Source organism: Enterococcus sp. LJL98 (genome assembly GCF_054871745.1).
Genome location: NZ_JBTXLU010000006.1, coordinates 76,379 through 96,648, shown reverse-complemented (window position 1 = coordinate 96,648; position 20,270 = coordinate 76,379). Strand labels below are relative to the sequence as shown.

The following is a 20,270-nucleotide window of genomic DNA, read 5'->3' as shown; positions in this document are numbered from 1 at the left end:
TTAAGTTCATAAAGTATACAAGGAGGTTTGATCAATGGACAATAAAATTGAGTTTGTCTCGTTACCAATTCAATCGAAAGAGGAACAACAAAAAATCAACAAAAAACGTCCTATCCTAAGAGTTAAAAATAGAGAAGTTGAAATGGAGATTTATCAAGGAATCGAACGTTAAATGTTTTTTCACCTTAATGAAGGAGTGGATTTTAGATGATCATTGATTATACAGAAATCCCACAGACCTATCTTGTTTGCGGAAAGACAGACCTTAGAAGAGGAATTGACGGCCTAGCTAGTGTTCCATCCACTTAGAAATAAAATTTGTGACATACTCTTATCAAAAAAGGATTGGATGATGAGGATGCCACGATATAAAGTCACTTTAACAGACGAAGAACAGAAAGAATTGAAAAAGCCAATCTAAAAAGGTAGCAAAGACTATCGTATTCGACATGCTCATATTTTGCTATAATTAGATAGACGAGATTCAAATAATTGGACCTATAAAGAGATTAAACAAGCTTATGGCGCCTCATCCTCCACAATCGCTAGTGTTGCAAAACGCTATATAACAGAAGGTTTAGAAGCAGCACTGGGTCGTAAAGAACAAGCTAATCGTCATCGAAAAGTTACCGGTGAAGTCGAAGCACAGCTTTGTAGAATTGTTTGTTCGGAAGTACCAGAAGCTCGTGACCATTGGACCATGCAGATGAGTTGGTTCGTTTGGAAATTGTTGAGTATATCACTGACTCCACGGTGTGCGAGGTCATGAAAAAAACGAAATTAAACCGTGGCTCGTAAGAGAATGGTGCCTTCCGAAATCAGGTGCTGAGTTTGTTGCAAAAATGGAAGACGTGCTGGACGTTTATCAGCGCCCTTACGATCCTTTGCTTCCAATAGTTTGTATCGATGAAACAAGCAAACAATTGATCAAAGAAACACGTATTCCTGTAACGGACCGCCATCTAGAACTTCTTAATTATGAATATGAACGCAACGGAACGGCTAATATCTTTATGATTTTCGAAGCATTGGCTGGTAAACGAGAAACGATTGTAACCAAGCAACGGACAGCGCTTGATTTTGCTCAAGTCCTTCGACACACATCCGATATTTTATATCCGTATGCTGAAAAAATTATACTGGTTACTGATAATTTGAATACGCACACGATTACCTCCTTGTACAAATTTTTTTCCCCAGCGGAAGCGCAACGCGACATGAAAAAAAGTAAACTGGCAATTCACAACACTAGACGGCAGAATCAAATTGAAAAAAACTATATCCCAAAATAATTTGAAACCAAGGTGGATACAACACTACTATTGTTACGAAAAAGGTAATAAATAGTGCTTGTAATAATTGATCTTTCATCATCCCATTTACTGATACCGAATGAACGATTGGTTTCTTTTTCAATTTGAACTCCTCCTTCCTAAAATAATGCCGCTCCTTCATCAAATCGACGAACAATCAAGTTCGAACCTATTACAAAAAGACAACCGACAACAGACTGATACAAGCCTGCCGCTGAAGACATTCCAATATCGCCACTATTCATTAATCCATTATAAATATATGTATCCAAGACACTTGTCACATCATATAATGTTCCTGAATTCCTAGGAACTTGATAAAACAAACCAAAATCAGCTCTGAAAATGTTTCCCACTGCTAAAATTGTTAAAGCCGACATTAAAGGAATTAATTGAGGAAGCGTAACATTTTTAATCTGTTGCCATTTTGAAGCACCCTCAACCATCGCTGCTTCATAATAGGTGGGGTCAATTCCCATAACAGAGGCAAAATAAATAATGCTATTATAACCAATTTGCTTCCAAACGCCCATAAATATTAAAATAAATGGCCAATATTTGGGTTCATTGTACCAGTTGATTCCTTCGCCACCCATGCCTGTAATAATGACATTAAAAAGTCCTTTATCTGGGCTTAGGAAAGCGTATACAAAATAACTGATAATAACCCATGATAAAAAATGTGGTAGCAACATCGCTGTTTGATATGTTTGGACCACTTTTTTCACACGTAATTCACTCATAATAATCGCAAAAACCACTGCGATAATTAAATTTAAGACAATAAATGATGCATTATACAGCAAGGTATTCCTTGTAATGATATGGGCATTTGATGATGAAAATAAAAATTTGAAGTTCTCAAACCCAACCCAGGGACTATCGATTAAACTTTGAATAAAACCTGTACCTGTATTCCGAAAATCTTTAAAGGCAACGACGTTTCCTAATACAGGTATATAAAAGAAGGTAACCAGCCAAATTGCCCCCGGTAATGCAAACAAAAGTAATGCTTTTTGTTTCCAAATTTGTTTTAACTTTTTCATACTCTCCCCCCTCATCTATGATTCTTCCTACAATCCCACTATAACAACTATCCAAAAAAATAAGAAGATACAAATTATATACTTTACAACACAGACTATAGGTAGCATCAATGTGGACAAACTTTATCGAACCTTTTCTGATTTTTACGATATACTAGAAGAAAAAAAGAAAAAGGAGGTAAGTCTCTTGAAATTTATCCATCGCGTGCTTCGATCGCTACAGCATATGCTTTTTTCTCTGGCTTTAGTTGCCTTTTCCTTGTTTATTCTCAGGAGGGTCATTGTGCTTTTTATTTATCGTATTTCTGATGAAGCGGTCTTACTTGAAATGTTACAAATTGATTTTAAAGAACTTTTTTTGTTGGGACTGTTTCTAATTGTGCTCTTTTTTGGATTGTTTTTACTAGCTGCGTTCATCTTATGGCTTATCGGTAATGTATTTAACTTAGATAAAGCACTCACACGTAAGCGAATCCTCTTTTGTGAAAAACTTTTTGTTGCCTTATTTCCAACTTTTCTACTTGCTGGTTCGCTCAATACCGATTCTTTCGTAACCGTGACGAGCATTATTTCTTTCTTTGCGATTTTTTCATTTGTTTTTAAATCAAGTATTTGGGAAAAGGGATCCAAAGAAGATGAAACATAAAAGAGGTGTGACAAAAGTCGTTTTACTCTGAGAAACCGGAAGGGAATTTGAATAATTGTTCAAGTTCCATGAAGTCTTCGAAAGAGCAGACTTTTGTTTCCCATTTATCAATCAAACGTTCGTAAACATCAAGGGGCTGCGATATCTGTCACAGCCCCTTGATGTTTATTTCCGCTTTTCAAAATCTAACAAACGATTCAGTCCTTCGGAGGTCAGATACATCAATAACCCATAACCAATAATAAAGAAGGGTAAAACTTGCATTCCAAGTTTAGGCACTAAGAAACCAAACATTGGTGGCAAGACGACGGAACCTGTATAGGCCATCGCCATTTGTACGCCCATAATTTGTTGGGCGATTTGTTGGCCAAAACGTTGCGGGGTTTCGTGTAGCATCGATGGAAAGATTGGCGCACAACCAAAACCAATTAAACAAATGCCTAGTAATAAAACACCGTAACTTGTACCTTGCCATAGAAATAAACCACCTAATACAATTAAGACTTGTCCGAAACGAATCAATTGACGATTGGTCAACATCATTGATAAAAAGCCTGATAGTAAACGACCAAACATAATAAAACCAAAAAATCCAGAAACAGCCATCGCTGCTTTTGAAGGTTCGATGCCTTTTGTTTGAATCAAATAACTACTCGACCATAAGCCCATAGTTGCTTCTACCCCAATATATAAGAAGAAGGCATAGAGGGCGTAACGGACTTTTTTCAACCCTAAGAGCTTCATAAATTTCGTCTCTTCCGCCACTACCTCAACTTCGGCTTTCAGCACCCGGGATTCCCTTGTCCGCCACATCGGTAAAGTTAAAAATAAAACCAATACTAAAGCAAATTGCACACAGGAAACGATGAAATAACCATAACGCCAAGAAGCATTTTGTGCTAAAACTTGACCCATAATTAATGGACTCGTTAAGGCACCGATTCCCCAGAAGCTATGCAGCCAGTTCATATGATGCGCTTCATAATGACGGGCCACGTAATCATTGAGCCCGGCGTCCACTGCTCCAGCACCTAACCCTAAGGGAATTGACGCTCCAAGAATCCAAATGAAACTTGGTGCAAAATAAAATCCTAATAGTGCCAAAGCCGTTCCAAGCACGCTCACTGCCGTTAATTTTCCTGTACCGTAGCGGCGGATCAATTTCCCACTAAAGAAACTGGATGCAATCGTTCCACAAGAAATCGTCATCGAGACAAATCCGGCATAACTTTGTGGTACGCCAAATTCCCCATACATCTCCGGCCAACCCACACCGAGCAATGAATCGGGTAATCCTAAACTAATAAATGTAATATAAATAATACTTAAGAATAACGTTGCCATTTCTATCCTACCCTCTGATTTTTTAATGAAAACAATTTCTTCTCATTATACGCGAACCTCGTTTAAAAAACTGGCTTTATGGTGAATTATTCCAGAATTTCTTAAATTTACCACTTCTCTATAAGTCCTTCCAGTCTTTCCCCTTTTAAATCGACTCCTTCATTGCATCTTTTGTGAAACACCGCTAAGATGAAGGGGTGAGAATCTATTTGTAAAGGAGAATTCGATGTTAGATCCAAAACAGATTGTATCAGACTTGAGAAAACTAGGTGTGAAAGAAGATGACCTGATTATTGTTCATTCTTCTTATAATGGTTTACGAGGTACCGATCAAATTGAGGGGGGGCCAGAAGCCGTCATTGAAGCCTTGAAAGAAACCGTTAAAGAAGGGACTTTAGTCATCCCGACTTTTAGCTACAAAAATGTGGATATTGATCACCGTTTTTTTGATGTGGAAGAAACACCGGTTTGTATCGGTATCTTACCCGAGACAATGCGCTTATCAAAAGATGTCTATCGAAGTGTCCATCCAACCCATAGTCTTGCTGCTTGGGGGAAAGACGCGGAAGAAATTACCCGTAACCATCACTTTGACCATACACCCGTTGGCGTCAATTCACCATTAAGTGAAGTTTATCGCCGCAATGGAAAAATCGTTTTATTAGGCTGTCCTTTTGAACGGAATACGAGCCTTCATGGCGTCGAAGAAATGATTTTACCTGACTATTTATTTACAACGAATTATGATTATGAAATTACCTTAGCCAATCAAGAAAAAATAACCATGAACGTTTTACGTCATGATTTTGAAAAACATGCCCAGCGTTATGATCGTGTCATTGGCTTGTTATCGGAAGCGGATTACAAGATTGGCGATGTCCTTAACGGTCCAACCTGCGTAATGAAGGCTCGACCAACTTGGGATAAAGCTTTACTAAAATATCGCGAAGACATCATGTACTTTGTCGATGACAAAGTCCTCGAATAAACAAGAGTCCCTTACTCGCATCACTGAGTAAGGGATTTTTTGTCGTTTTTACAAATGTCAGAAATTTGTCAGAAAAAAGAAAGTGTTTTGCAGGTTTTTCAATAGATTGTGCGAAAACTTCCTTTGTTTTTCCTTGCTAAACTAAGATTAAGTTAAATAAATGCGTAAAGGATGAAGTAAAAATGAAACAAGTAGCAATTATTTTTGGAGGAATCTCTTCTGAATATGAAATTTCTTTAGCATCAACAGCCAGTGTACTGGAAACACTAGAAACAATGGACTTTGATATTCAAAAAATCGGAATCGCCCCGACAGGTGAATGGTACTTAGTCAATTGCGTGATTCAAGAAATCCGTGAAGATTCATGGCAAAATACAACCCATATTCAAGCCCTTACTCCTCATTTCAATGGTGCTGGATTTTGGTTAGAAGAGGAACAAAGGTATTTAAAGCCAGCTATTTTATTTCCTGTTTTACATGGTGGCGATGGAGAAGATGGTTCCATTCAAGGACTGTTTGAAATGATGCAGCTCCCCTATGTCGGTTGTGGGATCGTAGCTTCTGCCCTTTGTATGAATAAATGGTTGCTTCATCAGTTGGCAGAAGGAATCGGAATTAAAAGTACACCAACTTTTTGTTTATCTAGAACAGACAAGAAAGAAGAGGCCTTAAAGCAATTCATTACTACACACACCTTTCCCTTTTTTGTGAAACCCAATGAAGCCGGATCCTCTAAAGGGATTACAAAAATTGAGACTTACGATGACCTGGCTCCCGCCTTAATTGAAGCATTTCAATATGGACCGGAAGTGATTATTCAAGAAGGAGTCAAAGGGATCGAAATCGGGTGTGGGATTTTAGGAAATACGGAGGAACTGATAATCGGAGAATGTGATGAAATTTCTCTTGAAGAAGGCTTTTTTGATTACACCGAAAAATATCAAATGGTTACTGCTAAAATTCAAGTTCCAGCAAACATTCCAGTAACCATTAGTGATGAAATCAAGCGTCAAGGAGAAGTACTGTATCGCATACTTGGTTGTCGAGGACTCTCTCGTATGGATTTTTTTTTAACAGATACAGGAGAAATTTTGCTAAATGAAGTCAATACTTTGCCTGGATTTACTTCTCACTCGCGCTACCCTGGCATGCTAGCTGCGGTTGGAGTTACTTATCCCGAATTACTCGAAAAACTAATTCTTTTAGGGGAGGAAGCCTATCATGGATAATCAATTCTTACATTTAGTCAATCGTCAATTTCCAATTAGAAAAGAGCAAGAACCTCATCATTTAGTACTTTCTCCTTATAGTGAAAAAGATATTTATTTACATCCTGAATTAGCCAAGCAATTTAAACGACTCATGCAAACCTTAAAACTAGAAGATAAAATCGTCGTCCTTGATGGCTACCGAACGCAAACAGAACAAGAAGCCTTATGGGACTTCTCTTTAGAAGAAAATGGCTTACACTATACAGAAGAATTTGTCGCATATCCTGGCTGTAGTGAACATCAAACGGGATTAGCCTTAGACATTGGAATAAAAGGTGAGGGCCATGATTTAATTGCTCCAAACTTCTTAAAAGGAGAAGTTGTTGACTTATTTTTAAAAGAGATGATCCATTTTGGCTTTATTTTACGCTATCCAAAAAATAAAAAAGAAATCACCGGAATTGGCTATGAACCTTGGCACTTTCGCTACGTTGGTTTACCTCATAGCCAAATTATTACCCAACAAAAATGGACGTTAGAGGAATACCACATTTTCCTTGCTCAAATGCAGCAGGCAATCTCATGAAGAAAAAAAATCAAGGCATCCAACAATTTCGAATGATTGCAGCAGCAATGGTCATAGCAATCCATACTTTTCCCTTTCAAAATCTGGCACCCTTTCTTGATACCTTCATTACCTTGACCTTGTTTCGAGTGGCGGTTCCTTTCTTTTTTATGATTAGTGGTTTTTATGTTTTAGGACCTTTAGCAAAACAACAAAGTTATAGTAGTCGATTGAAAGTTCACCGCTTCCTCAAAAAACAGAGCAAACTTTATGCTTGGATTATCCTAGCCTACCTCCCACTCTCTTTTTATAGTGGAATACTCTCTTTAAATATGAGTTTCATCCAATGGTTTAAACTGATTTTTTTTGAAGGCACCCTTTATCATCTCTGGTATTTTCCTGCGGTGATTCTAGGGGTCATTCTCGTAGGTTTGTTATTAAATTACTGGTCGATTCAACGTGTCCTTTTTTTGACTTTCGGACTTTACTTGATTGGACTTGGCGGGGACAGTTGGTCAGGTGTGGTGACCAACCTACCAATTTTGAAAGATTTTTATCAGTTCCTATTTGAAAGTTTCGGCGGCACCCGTAACGGTTTGTTTTTCGCTCCCTTATATCTAACCTTAGGGGCTTGGCTTGCTACAAGAAAACAGATTTCCCCAAGATATAAATTGAGTTTATTATTCGCTTTCATCGCCTTACTCTTTGAAAGTTATGCTCTTCATCAATTAACAGAGCCAAAACATGATAGTATGTATTTCTTCTTACCGCTTGTGATGGTCCTACTCTTTCAAAAGATTGTTCAATGGCAACCCAAATCGCCCTTAAAAAACACCTCCATCATCGCATTAGGGATTTATATCATTCACCCTTATGTTATTGCACTGACTCATTTTGTGGGGAAAGTTATCCCAGTCCTACAAAATAACTTGATTGATTTTCTGGTTGTCTTCTTTCTTTCTTGGGGACTGGTTCACTTCACCTCACAATGGAAGCAAAAATGTCAAAAAAAGAAACAAACACCTGTCTCACGAAGTACACGAGTGATTTCAAAACAAGCGATTCAACAGAATTTACAAGCTGTTCAAGCACATTTGTCTCCAGAAACAAAAGTCATGGCCGTCGTCAAAGCAAATGCTTATGGTTGTGATGCGAACCTTTTTTCAAAGACTCTAGAAAAAAGAGGCGTAGATTTCTTTGCCGTTGCAACGATCGATGAAGGGATTAACTTACGTAAAAATGGCATCTCCGGTTCAATTTTAGTCCTAGGTTATACTTCTCCCAGTCGTATAAAAGAATTACAGTATTATTCCTTGATTCAATCAATAGTAAGTGAAGATCACGGAAAGGCACTTAATCAACAAAAGGTGCCCATTGCTTGTCATTTGGCAGTTGATACAGGCATGCATCGTCTTGGTGTCACAGCAAATGCGCAAACCATTAAAGGACTTTATCAACTCTCTTACTTGAAAATCGAAGGGATTTACTCCCATCTTGGTTCAGCAGATTCTTTAGATCCATTAGCAATCGAACGCACAGAAAATCAAATCACAACGTATAACCAAATCATTCAACAATTAAAAGCACGAAATATTCCAGTTGGCCTGACTCATTTACAAAGCAGCTATGGTATTTTAAATTATAAAGAATTAGCCTATGATTACGTCCGACCGGGCATGCTCCTGTATGGGATGTTAAGCAGCGAACAGACAGCAACAAAAACAACACTCGATTTAAAACCCGTCCTCTCCTTACAAGCTCAATTAATTTCAAAAAAACGCGTTGCTGCTGGTGAAGCGATTGGCTATGGGACAGATACAACTTTCGATACGACCTGTGAAATTGGAGTTGTCAGTATTGGTTATGGCGATGGTTTACCGCGCAACCTTTCCCAACAAGCTTTTCACCTCACCTATCAAGATTTAGAAATCCCATTAATTGGTCGTGTCTGTATGGACATGCTACTCGTTGATTTGAGTCACTGTCCGGAAATACCCATTGAAGCAGAGTTGACTCTATTTCATAATTTGCCCAAAGTCGCAGATTCGAATCAGACAATTACCAATGAGTTACTCAGCCAATTAAGTACACGAACCATGCTACAAGTCCGATAATGCGTATTGTTTTGAAGTACGTTATAATAAATGAAAAGACTTTTTGGGAGGATTCAAATGCCAAATACAATTTTAGTTGTCGATGATGAAATTGAAATTGCCAACCTACTCACGACCTTTTTAGAAAATGAAGGGTTTCAAGTAAAAACTTTTTATGATGGTACTGAGGCACTCGCTTATATTGAGAAAGAAGCGGTGGCCTTAGCCGTCCTAGATGTGATGATGCCTAGATTAGACGGCTTTCAATTATTACAAGAAATTCGAAAAAACTATTTTTTTCCTGTTTTAATGTTAACGGCGAAAGGGGAAGATATGGATAAAATTACCGGTCTTACTTTAGGCGCAGATGATTATATTACAAAACCTTTCAATCCACTGGAAGTTGTCGCCAGAGTTAAAACACAAATCCGACGAACGCAACGTTACAATCAGGCAAATATTCAAAAAATAGAAGAAGAGGAGTTTGCCAAAGACGGATTACAAATTATTCCAGCAAGTCATAAAGTTTTTTTATATGACAAGGAAGTCCTCATTACTCCAATTGAATTCAAAATTCTACTTCATCTTTTTGAAAACCAAGGCAATGTCGTCTCATCCGAAATGTTATTCGAAGAGGTTTGGCAAGAAAAATACCTCGACAATAACAATACCGTGATGGCGCATATTGCTCGCTTGCGCGAAAAATTAGGTGAGCAACCACGTAAACCAAAATTTATCAAAACAATTTGGGGAGTTGGCTATATCATTGAAAAACAATAAATCGTGGAATCCCTTAATACGTAATTTACTGATTCAATACTTCTTAGCAATTGTCTTGTTATCTGGTTTACTAACCATAAGTGCTCTCATTCTCAGTTATTCTTTACAACAGCGAATTTGGTATGGCTCAGAATTCTGGTATCCCTTATTAGCGATTTTGAATCGCTTTTTCGTCCCTTTACTTGTTTTATGTTTTTTGATGATTTGGGTAGGTGCAACGATCTTTCTCATCAAAAAAATTACCAGTTATTTAAATGAAGTTATTCAAGGAACGAGTCAATTACTTGAGAAACCTGAAGAACGTGTCCAACTACCCGCTGCTCTTTTTGAAGTGCAAGAAGAAATGAATTTACTCAGAGAAGCGAATAATTTTAACCAACGAGCGGCAAAAGAAGCCGAACAACGTAAGAATGACTTAATCGTTTATCTCGCTCATGATTTACGAACACCTTTAACGAGCGTTATTGGTTACTTGATGTTGCTTCAAGAAGAACCTGATATTTCTCCTGAGACTCGAGCACGTTATACAGGAATCGCCCTTGATAAAGCCTATCGTTTAGAACAACTCATCGGAGAATTCTTTGAGATTACACGCTTTAACTTAACTACCCTGATTTTTGAAAAAGAATGCATTGATATCAGTATGATGTTGGAACAGATTAGTTATGAATTTTTACCTATTTTAGAAGAAAAAAATCTTCAATGGCAACTAGAAATCGAACGAGATTGCCAAGTCCTCGTCGATCCAGAAAAAATTGAACGTGTTTTCGATAATTTAATTCGTAATGCAATTAATTATAGTTATCCTGATTCTGCTATTCAGTTACGTTTAAAACAAATAGAAGATTGGATTCAAATTCAATTTATTAATCATGGAAACACCATTCATCCCGAAAAAATCCAACGTATTTTTGAACCTTTCTATCGAATGGATAGCGCTAGGGGAACAAGTACCGGGGGGACTGGACTGGGCCTTCCAATTGCCAAGGAGATTGTGGAAGCTTTCGATGGTAAAATAACGGCAGAAAGTACGGATAATCAAATTCTCTTTACACTTTTATTACCAAGCATCAAAACAAACCCGCAAGATTCTCTCTAGAATCCTGTGGGTTTGTTTTGTTGACTCTTAAAATCGAATCGTAAAGCTCGTCACTTCAGGCGGTGCCAAAAAACGTGCATGAATTTGCGTCGTTCCTAAGCCACTATTGACATAAAGCGCTGTTTCGTCATCTAATTGATACAAGCCCTTTTGATATTTCTTCGCATAAGGTGGCATGGGACCTTTAACTAACGGTAAATTAATTTGTCCACCATGACTGTGACCTGCTAAGACTAATTGCGTATCCGTCTGTAGAAATTCATCTGCAACATCCGGTTCATGAGACAAAACAATCGAATAATCCGGTGCTTGACGGTACATCAACACTTCTTCCGATGACGGATTTCCTAATAATGAATCATCCATTCCACCAATGAATAACTCGCCTCCAGTTGCCATGGTTAAGGTCACCCCCTCATTCCGTAAAATGGTAAAGCCACCTTGGTTCATTGTCGCTTCATAAATCTGTGAAGCGCCACCACCATAATCATGATTCCCCCAAACGCCGTATTTTCCAATCGTTGCCTCCATTTGTGAGAGGGCCTGACTCAGTTCCTCTGTTGGCCCGTATTTTGCATAGTTATCCAGTAAATCACCCGTAAAAACAAGAATATCTGCCTGTTCTGCATTTACTTTTTCAATAATCTTAGGTAATTTGTCCGTTGCATAAGCTTCCGATAATTGGATATCCGAAATTTGAACGACTTTTACCGTGTTTTCTTGGGTCCCTTTTTCAAAAGACAGCTGATTCACTTTCACAAAAGTCGGTTCAATTTTAAAAGCGTAATATGGGATAAAAATGACACACGCAACAAGCAGTAACGCAATCACTAATAGCATCTTTTTCATAGATCCCTCCATTTTTTTCATTTCAATCTGTTTCCTTATCATAACGAGAAGTCTTTCCTTGTGCTAGTTTAAAAAAGTTCGTTTAGAAAAAAATTAGGATTCTTTATAAAAAAACAAGTTTTTCCAATAAAGAATTGCGAAAAAGAAAAAGATTTTTTAAATCACATATTAAATACAAAAAACGAGCCTAATTCCAAGCAATCCATTAAACTAAGAAAAACAGCGAAGTTTTTTATTTTTTGCAACAAAGTGACTAAAAAATGCAACAAAGCAAATTCTTCGAGTCTTTTGGAGAATCCCTTGTTATTCTAGAGTCAGTAAAGGAGGACACAATGAAAATTACTTATCTATGGGAGACGAAACACTCCCTGAATGAAATGACCATCTTAGCTAACCCAGATAATACTTTTGATTTTTTAAAACGAATCGAACAGGATATTTTGTCTCTAAATAAAAGTGACAAAATTTTTATTTTGCTTGGTGCGAACGATTTAGCAATACATAAGCAAATTCCACTAAACCAATTTTCAATCAATCTCCAAGAGATCATTACAAAATGAACCTTTCATTATTCATTGGAAAATATTTATTTTATCTCGCCTTCACCAGTTGATGAAACCAAACAGAAATATCGAAAGAATTTCCTTGTGGCACAGTATTCACAGGAAATAAAGCGAATATGTGACGCAAATGATTGTGGTTTTATTAATCGATACCAGGCTTTCATTGAACATTCAACGCTTTCAATACCTGAACTCACAGACGGATTACAAAAAGATGGCATTCATTTCGGCTTAGCAGGTTATCAGATTCTCGCTCAACTCATTTTAAATGCACTTAACTAATCCCATTCGAGTCCGACCCCTTGCTCTTTTGCTGCTTCAAAAATGGCTTTTGCGGTCATCACATCTTGGGCTGCGATGCCGACAGATTTAAAGAAGATGATTTCCTCGTCATTTTCACGCCCGACGAGTGCTCCATTTATCACTTGACCTAAGTCTCCCATAAAATGTTTGTCAGTGAGCGTCTGATCCTCTAAAGGAATAATGAAATCTCCTGCTTCTGAGAGCACCGCTGCTTGTGAGTCAAAATAAATTTTCTCGCTACGCTGGAGTAAAGAAGCCGGGATTTCTTGCATTTGTGGTTGGTAAGAGCCCACACCACAAACAGTGGCTCCTGCTTTAATTCGTTCGCCATCAAATACTGGTTGAGTAGCAGTCGTTGCTGCGATAACGAGGTCAGCCCCGTCAACCGCCTCATTGGCTTCACGAACTGGAATTATCTTAGTACCATAATGGTTGAGTTTTTGATTCATTTCTGCCACAAATGCTTGGGTTCGCTCAAAATCAAGTCCAACCACTTGGACTTCTTCAAGTGTTCGGGCAAGTAACATGGCTTCTAACTGCGTTTCCGCCTGTGCCCCCGTTCCGATTAACGCCCCTTTTCGACAATCTTTTTTTGCTAACTGTTCAAAAGCAACTCCTGAAGCCGCCCCTGTACGTAATTGCGTCAAATAAATACCATCTAGCAGGCAATCAATGACTCCTGTCTGAGTATTTAATAGTAACACTTGTCCGTTAATCGTTGGCAAGCCTTTTTCGGCATTTCCTGGAAACATTCCTAAGATTTTAATGCTCGATGCTTCTTCCGCTTCACAATAGGCTGGCATATAGATAAAGGTGCCTTCATTCTTTTGCGCATGCATTTGGGTCCGTAAAGGCACTTCCACCTGATTTTTTGAAAACAAGGCGAATGCTTTTTCCACCGCCTTCATCGTATCTTTCAGCGTATAAAATTCTTGAATCATTGATTTTGAAAGTAATAACATATTCTTCTCCTTTTCGATACATTATTTCTATTATAACATTGGAATTCTTTTCGCCTAGCGTTCATTTACCGCCACGCTCCAACTCATTCATTGAACACAAGAATTCATTCAGAGTGATTGCTTTCTTAATTTCTCTTCGATACTATGGTTATATATGAATAAATACAACGGTGTGAAGGGAACTTCCCTTTTCTTAAAGGAGCAGAAAATGAAAAAAATTTGTTTGGTTGGACTACTTTTTGTCAGTTTAGGTTTCACTGCCTGTAAAAAAAATGAAGTGCCTACTGCTCTCAAGCAAAACGAGCAGACACAATCCTCTTTTGAGCGAGAAGAAAAAACAAAACCTTCTTCCATTCACGAAGAGGCCTCATTAGAACAAATAGACTCAGATGCGCTCATCGCTATGTTCACAGATTACCTCAGCCTCTTTACCTTTCAAGACAACATGATTGGTAATATTAGCTATAATTTTACGGAAGACATGATTGAACAAGAGTTTACTTCACTCAAAGGACTCATCGAAGACTATTTTATTCCTGAAAGAAAAAAATTACTCACCCTTTATGAGACTTCTAGCCTTGAACTTGAACGCCTTGAGTGGGATGAAAACGCGCTGCAAGACTTGATGACAAACCTAGACGCAGTCGTACAACAACAAAATGGCTGGGCGGAACAAATTCATCAAGCAACAGAGAAAAATGCCATCGCCATCCGAAAAAGCATCGACAACGAAACCGAAGCTTATATTATGGATAGCATGACCATCGGGATGAATCTATCCAACTTACTTTTAACTTCTGGATTTTCAGAAACTGAAACATCGACGATTGCCCAAACCGCACTTTATGAAGCCACTAAACGTTATGGTGACCCAACGGATCTAGAAGCATTCGATGAACCCGGTGAAGCATACGACGAAGAAGCATTAGATGAAATTCTCCAACAGCTCGAAGAAATGATGAACGAACTTGCAGAGGAAGATGAGAAGATTTAAAAAAGACTACGACTTGTTAGTCTTTTTTCTCTATCTACAGATGAATCGGATGGAAAAAGTCAAGCGTTGCCAAGAAAGGAACTTTTTGAAATGAGATACAACCATAAAAATTACGATTATTTAATTGTTGGTGCTGGCCCATATGGTGCCATTTTTGCCTATGAAGCTGCCCAACGAGGAAAAAAATGTTTAGTCATTGAAAAGCGTGACCATATTGGAGGAAATCTGTACACTTATAAAGAACACGGGGTGAACGTCCATCAATATGGCGCACATATTTTCCATACGAATAGTCAGGAAATCTGGCAATATATCACCCAATTTTCTGAATTTAACAACTACATCAATCAAGTGGTCGCAAACTATAAAGGAGAACTTTACAACCTACCCTTTAACATGAACACTTTCTATCAAATGTGGGGAGTGAAGACGCCAGCTGAAGCAAAAACCAAAATTGAAGAACAAAAAGCCGCTGCAGGTCTCACAAATAAGCCCCAAAACTTAGAAGAACAAGCAATTCAATTAATTGGCACAGATATTTATGAAAAACTCATTAAGGGCTACACCCAAAAACAATGGGGCAAAGAGCCTAAGGAATTACCTAGCTTTATCATCCGACGCTTGCCTACTCGTTTTACTTTTGATAATAATTATTTTAACCATCCTTACCAAGGGATTCCTGTTGATGGCTATACACCAATCTTCGACAAATTGTTAGCCAGTGAAAACATTGATGTCTTATTAAATCATGACTTTCTAGCAGATAAGGAAACTTATTTACAAGAGTTTCCAAAAATTGTCTATACTGGGATGATCGATGCCTTTTTCGATTATGAATATGGGCAACTCGACTACCGTTCTCTAAGCTTTGAATCGGAAGTGCTAGAAACCGATAATGCTCAGGGCAATGCGGTGATTAACTACACAGACAGTGAAACACCTTATACCCGGAGTATGGAATGGCGTCATTTTGATGGTCAAGGCGATGCAAATAAGACGATTATTACGAAGGAGTTCCCTCAAAAATGGGATCCTACCAAAGAAGCCTACTACCCACTAAATGATGAAAAAAATACGACACTGTTCAAAAAATACCGTAAAAAAGCACGAGAACAATCGAAAGTTCTCTTCGGTGGACGTCTCGGAAATTATCAATATTACGACATGGATCAAGTGATCAGTGCGGCACTCCATGCCGTTCAAACAGAATTTGGTGATACATAAAAAACAGACGCAATCCTTCTCGATTTTAGAGAGGGATTGCGCCTGTTTATTTTTAAAGTGACCAATCTAAAATCGGTCCTAAAGGTACGATTCCATTAGGATTAATCGTCGGATGGCTGCGATAGTAATGCTGTTTGATATGATAAAAATCGACCGTCTCTTTGATTCCTTGATAATGATACAGTTCTCGAGTATAGCGCCATAGATTCGGATATTCTCGCAAATCTCGTAAATTACATTTAAAATGTCCCACGTAAGCGGAGTCAAAACGAACCAGAGTCACAAACAAGCGCCAATCGGCTTCTGTTAGTACGTCTCCAACTAAGTAACGACGGGTGCTCAAACGTTCTTCGATTTCATCTAAGGCTGAAAATAAACTTTGAACCTCTTCTTCATAAACCGATTGTTCCGTCGCAAAACCTGTTTTATACACGCCGTTATTGATCTTATGATAAACAAACTCGTTGATGTCATCAATCTGATTTCGTAATGCTTCTGGATAATAGTCTCCAGGAATCGCGCCAATCGTATCAAACGCATCATTGAACATTCGCATAATGTCAGAAGACTCATTATTGACAATTTTACCTGTTTGTTTATCAAATAAAACAGGAACCGTTACACGACCACTGTAAGTGGGTTCTGAGTGGGTGTAAATTTGATAAAGATAATCCGCGTGAATCACCGGATCAGAAATGACTCCCTGGTCTGGCATAAAGGTCCAACCACTTTCTGCCATATAAGGATTTACCACGGAAAGAGAAATCATTTCTTCTAATCCTTTTAACTTCCGCATCAGCAAGGTACGACTCGCCCAAGGACAAGCGAAAGAAATATAGAGGTGATAACGACCCGCCTCCGCCTTAAATCCACCTTCTCCACTCGGTCCAGCACTGCCATCTGCGGTGATCCAATTGCGAAACTGCGATCCTTTACGAACAAAATGACCACCGGTGCTTTTTGTATCATACCACTCGTCGTGCCAGGTACCCTCAACTAATAACCCCATAATTAATGCCCCTTTCGAAAAACTTTGATACTTCCATTATAAGGGAGATAATTTTTTTAAGCGAGAGAGAAGCTATCGGGAAGTCTGACCATTCAGCAGTTTTACTTATTTTTCGTGAAATAAATAATCGCCATATTTTCTTGAATCCAATCCATTTCCCCCGTTTTTTCATATCCTAACTTCAAATAAAAATGAAGCAGCTTTTCCTCTTGATAGATTGTCGATAAATCCCATTTTTGAACAGTAGAAAAATGCTTCTCTACTAGAAGCATCGCTTGTGTCCCATAACCAAAGCCATCATATTGTGGATGAATCCCAATCGGTGAAACTCTTGCTTCCGTCTGCTTACTGTTCGTAACGACTCTCAGGTAACCAACAGTCTGACTTGTCTCCTTTATTTTAAAGTAATAATTGTTAGGTCGAGCATGCTTTTCTTTTAATGAGGTAAAAGACTCATTAAAAGGAGATTTGATATCTTTGTATTTTTGATAGAGCTTTTCAAAAGCTTTCTTTTTGATTTGATGTATCTCCTTGAGGTCTGCTTTATATACTTGTTCTAAATAAATCATCGATTCTGTCCTCCTATTAGCTTTTGATTATTCTATCATTTTTGAATCCCTTTTCCAGTATTTCATTTAATTTAAAGAATAAAAAACTCCGATACCAAACGATTTCCTCAGTCTACTATCGGAGCACCTTAATTTAAATCTCAATCCATTTCTTAGATAAGCAGCGACTTAAATCCCAAGAATCCCAACCATACCATGCAGGATCATTGATTGTATCAATATTTAGTTTATAGGTCCAAAACATATGACCTTCTCCTAAATTCCAAGTTTCAATCGATTTTTTCCAAAGTGTTTGATAAACTTTTGCCAATTCCTCTTTTGATAGTTGACTACTTGATTCAAAAGTTTGTTGGGTGGGATTAATGCCACCTTGGGTATCTGCTCCAACAGTATACGAATTAAAGAGTGACCATTCCCCTACAAAAACGCGTACGTACTGAGATACTTCTTGAATCTCTTTACCTAAATGATCGAGATAATCAAGATAGGCTTGTACATTTTGTTCGGTGCCTGCTAGTTCAGCAAACATCAAGTATTGATGAGTATCTAGCATAACGTTTTCAAACGCATACTTCGCAAAGAACTCTTTCCATACGTGGAGTTCAAATGCATCATGAAAGGCGATAGTTGTTTCCGGTCGTAAAATCTCTCGCAATTTCCCGTAAGCTTCAACATAAAAATCTTGTAAGAAAGTCATTGTTAACGGGCCACTTCCTTGAGCCATTTCAGGATTTCTTGCTTCATATCTTTCTAGTGGTTTCATCGTGCTCCACATTTTTTCAGTGATTGGTTCATTGACTAATTGAATCCCCCACAGTGCTTCATGATCATGGTAGCGCTTAGCTAAACGCGTAAGTACTGATAAAACAAATTCGACTTCTTGACGATTTTGTCCCCACTTACAAACTCCTGAAATCCCGCCGTTATCAAATCCATTCTGACTTTCTGGAACAGTATGTAAGTCAATCAAAATATCGATATCGTATGCTTTTGCCCAGTTAAATGCCTTATCCAAATGAGACAAACATCCGACAAAAGGTTCCCGATCACCAAAGACAAAGTAAGGGACTGGAATTCGAACGAGATTTAATCCTGACTCAGCAATCCGAATAAAGTCAGCCTCTGTAATAAACTCTGATCGATGGGTTAAAATTCGAGCTTCATAAGCTTCTTTTGATAGATCATGAGCTAAATAATATTCATCTTCTGCTTGAACTCCTTCAAATAATTCTGGCGTCATCCATTTTTCTAAAACAAGCCAACCACCTAGATTGACTCCTTTAATTTTCTTTGACATCTGTCGACACTCCTTTATTTTTATGCTTGGTTTTCTTCTCGTTTTCTTAAATCATAAATAATACCTTCAAACTCATTATCCAAGCGATAGAAATATAAAATAACTAAAATCAAGACGTTAATTAGAATCGGTAGGACCCAAAAGACGATGTTAATACTTGTCATGGCTTGTACGCTTTGAGTCGTCGCTGTCCCTACATAACCGCCTATAGCTAAAATTCCACCAAGAATCGCTGAACCTAAACCGTTACCGACTTTGTAACCAAAACTACTCGCACTATTTGTTAAACCTTCCATTCGTAACCCTGTTTTCCACTCGCCATAATCAACGGTATCTGAAACCATTGCCCACATAACTGCTCCAAAGAAAGCGCCGCCAATTCCGCGGATAATACTTGAAGCATAGATACCAAACATCGATGCACCCATCATTACCAACAATAGTGTCCCTAGAGTTTGAATAATTAAACCGAGCCCCATCGAATTTCGTTTACCTAAACGTTTTACAAAGGGAGCAATAATAAACATGAAAGTAATTTGAGCAATATTCATCATTGAGTTAATCGTTTGTGCTAATTGGTTATTTCCTAGAATCGTTTTCGCATAATAAACCGTCGAGCCAGTAGTTAGGGCCATATTAATGAAAAGTAACATTAATATTCCTGTCACCATCATCCAGTATTTATTTTGGAATAGAGCCCCCATTCCCTCTTTGAATGAAATATGCAAAGACTCTTCACTGACAGCTTTCACTCTTTCTTTTGTTCCAAAAAAACTGATTAAAAAAGCAAGTAAAGCTAAGAGACCAAAAACACTAAATGTTTTTGTCCATGCTTCAGTATTATCACCAAAGTATTCCACTAAGGTCAATGTATAAGAGTTAATAATCAACGTTCCAAACGTTGCTAGCAAGTTACGAAAAATACTTAAAACACTACGTTCATAAGCATCTTGAGTCATCAAAGCATTGAGCGAGGAATACGGCACATTGATTGCCGTATACAACACACTTGATACTAAGTTATAAGTCAAAAAAACATAGACAAGTTTAGAGGCGCTATTCCACCCCGTCGGTACTGAAAAAAGTAACACTCCAGAAATAGCAAAAGGGATGGCCATACGTAAAATCCATGGCCGCGCTTTTCCATACTTTGTTTTCGTCCGATCAACAATCATTCCCATACCAATATCAGTCAAACCATCCAGCACTCGAGATACAAGCATAATGACTCCCACAGCTGCTGCATTAACTCCTGCATAATCTGTATAGTAAAACAGTAAGTAAGTTGTCATCGCCGTATAAATAATATTACAACCAAAATCTCCAAAACCATAAGCTATACGTTCAAATAATTTGATTTCCTTTACCTGGGAAACTGCCATCTTATTTTCCATTCTTCTTTCCTCCATCTTTTT

The 20,270-nt window shown here is 38.0% G+C and carries 22 protein-coding genes and 1 pseudogene; 14 read left to right on the top strand and 9 right to left on the bottom strand.

Annotated elements, in window-relative coordinates:
• Window positions 1–34: 34 nt before the first annotated feature.
• The 3 genes and pseudogenes from ACYSNO_RS06535 (at window position 35) to ACYSNO_RS06525 (ending at window position 1,292) form a co-directional block, all read left to right on the top strand.
• Window positions 35–172: a hypothetical protein gene (locus ACYSNO_RS06535; protein ID WP_461730259.1), complete on the top strand. Its 138-nt coding sequence runs from the start codon at window positions 35–37 to the stop codon at window positions 170–172.
• Window positions 173–505: 333 nt separating this feature from the next.
• Window positions 506–769 (top strand): annotated as a pseudogene (locus ACYSNO_RS06530) (hypothetical protein); the annotation flags it as partial.
• Window positions 770–842: 73 nt separating this feature from the next.
• Complete coding sequence (locus ACYSNO_RS06525; protein WP_461730258.1) at window positions 843–1,292, top strand: transposase; 450 nt, start codon at window positions 843–845, stop codon at window positions 1,290–1,292.
• On the opposite strand, the gene ACYSNO_RS06520 is transcribed toward ACYSNO_RS06525, so the two are convergent.
• Both ACYSNO_RS06520 and ACYSNO_RS06515 read right to left on the bottom strand, forming a co-directional pair.
• Window positions 1,249–1,416 carry a hypothetical protein gene (locus ACYSNO_RS06520; RefSeq protein WP_461730257.1) on the bottom strand — a complete coding sequence of 56 codons (168 nt, stop codon included), beginning with the start codon at window positions 1,414–1,416 and terminating at the stop codon, window positions 1,249–1,251. The genes ACYSNO_RS06525 and ACYSNO_RS06520 overlap by 44 nt on opposite strands.
• A 16-nt stretch (window positions 1,417–1,432) precedes the next feature.
• Complete coding sequence (locus ACYSNO_RS06515; protein ID WP_461730256.1) at window positions 1,433–2,359, bottom strand: ABC transporter permease; 927 nt, start codon at window positions 2,357–2,359, stop codon at window positions 1,433–1,435.
• Window positions 2,360–2,642: 283 nt separating this feature from the next.
• Between ACYSNO_RS06515 and ACYSNO_RS06510 the strand changes: the two genes are divergently transcribed.
• The gene (locus ACYSNO_RS06510) at window positions 2,643–3,005 is read left to right on the top strand and encodes a hypothetical protein (protein WP_461730255.1); all 363 of its coding nucleotides are present in this window, start codon (window positions 2,643–2,645) and stop codon (window positions 3,003–3,005) included.
• A gap of 165 nt (window positions 3,006–3,170) precedes the next feature.
• Here the strand turns inward: ACYSNO_RS06510 and ACYSNO_RS06505 are convergent, their stop codons facing one another.
• Entirely contained in the window at window positions 3,171–4,349 is a 1,179-nt protein-coding gene (locus ACYSNO_RS06505) for an MFS transporter (protein ID WP_461730254.1), read from the bottom strand.
• Window positions 4,350–4,575: 226 nt separating this feature from the next.
• Between ACYSNO_RS06505 and ACYSNO_RS06500 the strand changes: the two genes are divergently transcribed.
• The 6 genes from ACYSNO_RS06500 (at window position 4,576) to vanS (ending at window position 11,085) form a co-directional block, all read left to right on the top strand.
• Window positions 4,576–5,337 carry an AAC(3) family N-acetyltransferase gene (locus ACYSNO_RS06500; protein WP_461730253.1) on the top strand — a complete coding sequence of 254 codons (762 nt, stop codon included), beginning with the start codon at window positions 4,576–4,578 and terminating at the stop codon, window positions 5,335–5,337.
• Between the two features lie 182 nt (window positions 5,338–5,519).
• On the top strand, window positions 5,520–6,566 hold the full coding sequence (gene vanC, locus ACYSNO_RS06495) for a D-alanine--D-serine ligase (RefSeq protein ID WP_461730252.1): 1,047 nt from the start codon (window positions 5,520–5,522) through the stop codon (window positions 6,564–6,566).
• Complete coding sequence (vanXY, locus tag ACYSNO_RS06490; protein ID WP_461730251.1) at window positions 6,559–7,134, top strand: D,D-carboxypeptidase/D,D-dipeptidase VanXY; 576 nt, start codon at window positions 6,559–6,561, stop codon at window positions 7,132–7,134. The genes vanC and vanXY overlap by 8 nt, the downstream gene beginning before the upstream one ends.
• Window positions 7,131–9,227, top strand: coding sequence for a membrane-bound serine racemase VanT (vanT, locus tag ACYSNO_RS06485; protein ID WP_461730250.1), 2,097 nt, complete (start codon window positions 7,131–7,133; stop codon window positions 9,225–9,227). The genes vanXY and vanT overlap by 4 nt, the downstream gene beginning before the upstream one ends.
• 57 nt (window positions 9,228–9,284) lie before the next feature.
• Window positions 9,285–9,986, top strand: a complete 702-nt coding sequence (gene vanR, locus ACYSNO_RS06480; RefSeq protein WP_461730249.1) for a VanR-ABDEGLN family response regulator transcription factor — start codon at window positions 9,285–9,287, stop codon at window positions 9,984–9,986.
• On the top strand, window positions 9,973–11,085 hold the full coding sequence (gene vanS, locus ACYSNO_RS06475) for a vancomycin resistance histidine kinase VanS (protein ID WP_461730248.1): 1,113 nt from the start codon (window positions 9,973–9,975) through the stop codon (window positions 11,083–11,085). The genes vanR and vanS overlap by 14 nt, the downstream gene beginning before the upstream one ends.
• Before the next feature lie 27 nt (window positions 11,086–11,112).
• Here the strand turns inward: vanS and ACYSNO_RS06470 are convergent, their stop codons facing one another.
• Complete coding sequence (locus ACYSNO_RS06470) at window positions 11,113–11,934, bottom strand: metallophosphoesterase (RefSeq protein WP_461730247.1); 822 nt, start codon at window positions 11,932–11,934, stop codon at window positions 11,113–11,115.
• 332 nt (window positions 11,935–12,266) lie between these two features.
• Between ACYSNO_RS06470 and ACYSNO_RS06465 the strand changes: the two genes are divergently transcribed.
• Both ACYSNO_RS06465 and ACYSNO_RS06460 read left to right on the top strand, forming a co-directional pair.
• On the top strand, window positions 12,267–12,494 hold the full coding sequence (locus tag ACYSNO_RS06465) for a hypothetical protein (protein WP_461730246.1): 228 nt from the start codon (window positions 12,267–12,269) through the stop codon (window positions 12,492–12,494).
• Between the two features lie 87 nt (window positions 12,495–12,581).
• Entirely contained in the window at window positions 12,582–12,779 is a 198-nt protein-coding gene (locus tag ACYSNO_RS06460; RefSeq protein WP_461730245.1) for an SGNH/GDSL hydrolase family protein, read from the top strand.
• On the opposite strand, the gene ACYSNO_RS06455 is transcribed toward ACYSNO_RS06460, so the two are convergent.
• Complete coding sequence (locus ACYSNO_RS06455) at window positions 12,776–13,762, bottom strand: ornithine cyclodeaminase family protein (RefSeq protein ID WP_461730244.1); 987 nt, start codon at window positions 13,760–13,762, stop codon at window positions 12,776–12,778. The two genes, ACYSNO_RS06460 and ACYSNO_RS06455, sit on opposite strands and share 4 nt — an antisense overlap.
• 208 nt (window positions 13,763–13,970) lie before the next feature.
• Here ACYSNO_RS06455 and ACYSNO_RS06450 point away from each other — a divergent pair, with 208 nt between their 5' ends.
• Both ACYSNO_RS06450 and glf read left to right on the top strand, forming a co-directional pair.
• Complete coding sequence (locus tag ACYSNO_RS06450; RefSeq protein ID WP_461730243.1) at window positions 13,971–14,756, top strand: hypothetical protein; 786 nt, start codon at window positions 13,971–13,973, stop codon at window positions 14,754–14,756.
• A 90-nt stretch (window positions 14,757–14,846) separates the two neighbouring features.
• Window positions 14,847–15,980, top strand: a complete 1,134-nt coding sequence (gene glf / locus ACYSNO_RS06445) for a UDP-galactopyranose mutase (protein ID WP_461730242.1) — start codon at window positions 14,847–14,849, stop codon at window positions 15,978–15,980.
• A 52-nt stretch (window positions 15,981–16,032) separates the two neighbouring features.
• Here the strand turns inward: glf and ACYSNO_RS06440 are convergent, their stop codons facing one another.
• The 4 genes from ACYSNO_RS06440 to ACYSNO_RS06425 all read right to left on the bottom strand — a co-directional run bounded on the left by ACYSNO_RS06440 (window position 16,033) and on the right by ACYSNO_RS06425 (window position 20,249).
• On the bottom strand, window positions 16,033–16,989 hold the full coding sequence (locus ACYSNO_RS06440; protein ID WP_461730241.1) for a glutathione S-transferase family protein: 957 nt from the start codon (window positions 16,987–16,989) through the stop codon (window positions 16,033–16,035).
• A gap of 101 nt (window positions 16,990–17,090) precedes the next feature.
• On the bottom strand, window positions 17,091–17,558 hold the full coding sequence (locus tag ACYSNO_RS06435; RefSeq protein WP_461730240.1) for a GNAT family N-acetyltransferase: 468 nt from the start codon (window positions 17,556–17,558) through the stop codon (window positions 17,091–17,093).
• 133 nt (window positions 17,559–17,691) lie between these two features.
• On the bottom strand, window positions 17,692–18,855 hold the full coding sequence (locus tag ACYSNO_RS06430; RefSeq protein WP_461730239.1) for a glycoside hydrolase family 5 protein: 1,164 nt from the start codon (window positions 18,853–18,855) through the stop codon (window positions 17,692–17,694).
• Window positions 18,856–18,875: 20 nt separating this feature from the next.
• Window positions 18,876–20,249, bottom strand: coding sequence for an MFS transporter (locus ACYSNO_RS06425; protein WP_461730238.1), 1,374 nt, complete (start codon window positions 20,247–20,249; stop codon window positions 18,876–18,878).
• Window positions 20,250–20,270 lie beyond the last annotated feature (21 nt).

Excerpts from the sequence above, each read along its gene's own strand:
- vanXY (WP_461730251.1), top strand. The coding sequence starts at position 6,559 with ATGGATAATCAATTCTTACATTTAGTCAATCGTCAATTTCCAATTAGA.
- ACYSNO_RS06440 (WP_461730241.1), bottom strand. The coding sequence starts at position 16,989 with ATGGGGTTATTAGTTGAGGGTACCTGGCACGACGAGTGGTATGATACA.
- ACYSNO_RS06435 (WP_461730240.1), bottom strand. The coding sequence starts at position 17,558 with ATGATTTATTTAGAACAAGTATATAAAGCAGACCTCAAGGAGATACAT.
- vanR (WP_461730249.1), top strand. The coding sequence starts at position 9,285 with ATGCCAAATACAATTTTAGTTGTCGATGATGAAATTGAAATTGCCAAC.
- glf (WP_461730242.1), top strand. The coding sequence starts at position 14,847 with ATGAGATACAACCATAAAAATTACGATTATTTAATTGTTGGTGCTGGC.
- vanT (WP_461730250.1), top strand. The coding sequence starts at position 7,131 with ATGAAGAAAAAAAATCAAGGCATCCAACAATTTCGAATGATTGCAGCA.
- ACYSNO_RS06450 (WP_461730243.1), top strand. The coding sequence starts at position 13,971 with ATGAAAAAAATTTGTTTGGTTGGACTACTTTTTGTCAGTTTAGGTTTC.
- ACYSNO_RS06505 (WP_461730254.1), bottom strand. The coding sequence starts at position 4,349 with ATGGCAACGTTATTCTTAAGTATTATTTATATTACATTTATTAGTTTA.
- ACYSNO_RS06470 (WP_461730247.1), bottom strand. The coding sequence starts at position 11,934 with ATGAAAAAGATGCTATTAGTGATTGCGTTACTGCTTGTTGCGTGTGTC.
- ACYSNO_RS06455 (WP_461730244.1), bottom strand. The coding sequence starts at position 13,762 with ATGTTATTACTTTCAAAATCAATGATTCAAGAATTTTATACGCTGAAA.
- ACYSNO_RS06515 (WP_461730256.1), bottom strand. The coding sequence starts at position 2,359 with ATGAAAAAGTTAAAACAAATTTGGAAACAAAAAGCATTACTTTTGTTT.
- ACYSNO_RS06535 (WP_461730259.1), top strand. The coding sequence starts at position 35 with ATGGACAATAAAATTGAGTTTGTCTCGTTACCAATTCAATCGAAAGAG.
- ACYSNO_RS06525 (WP_461730258.1), top strand. The coding sequence starts at position 843 with ATGGAAGACGTGCTGGACGTTTATCAGCGCCCTTACGATCCTTTGCTT.
- vanC (WP_461730252.1), top strand. The coding sequence starts at position 5,520 with ATGAAACAAGTAGCAATTATTTTTGGAGGAATCTCTTCTGAATATGAA.
- ACYSNO_RS06430 (WP_461730239.1), bottom strand. The coding sequence starts at position 18,855 with ATGTCAAAGAAAATTAAAGGAGTCAATCTAGGTGGTTGGCTTGTTTTA.
- ACYSNO_RS06500 (WP_461730253.1), top strand. The coding sequence starts at position 4,576 with ATGTTAGATCCAAAACAGATTGTATCAGACTTGAGAAAACTAGGTGTG.
- ACYSNO_RS06465 (WP_461730246.1), top strand. The coding sequence starts at position 12,267 with ATGAAAATTACTTATCTATGGGAGACGAAACACTCCCTGAATGAAATG.
- ACYSNO_RS06425 (WP_461730238.1), bottom strand. The coding sequence starts at position 20,249 with ATGGAAAATAAGATGGCAGTTTCCCAGGTAAAGGAAATCAAATTATTT.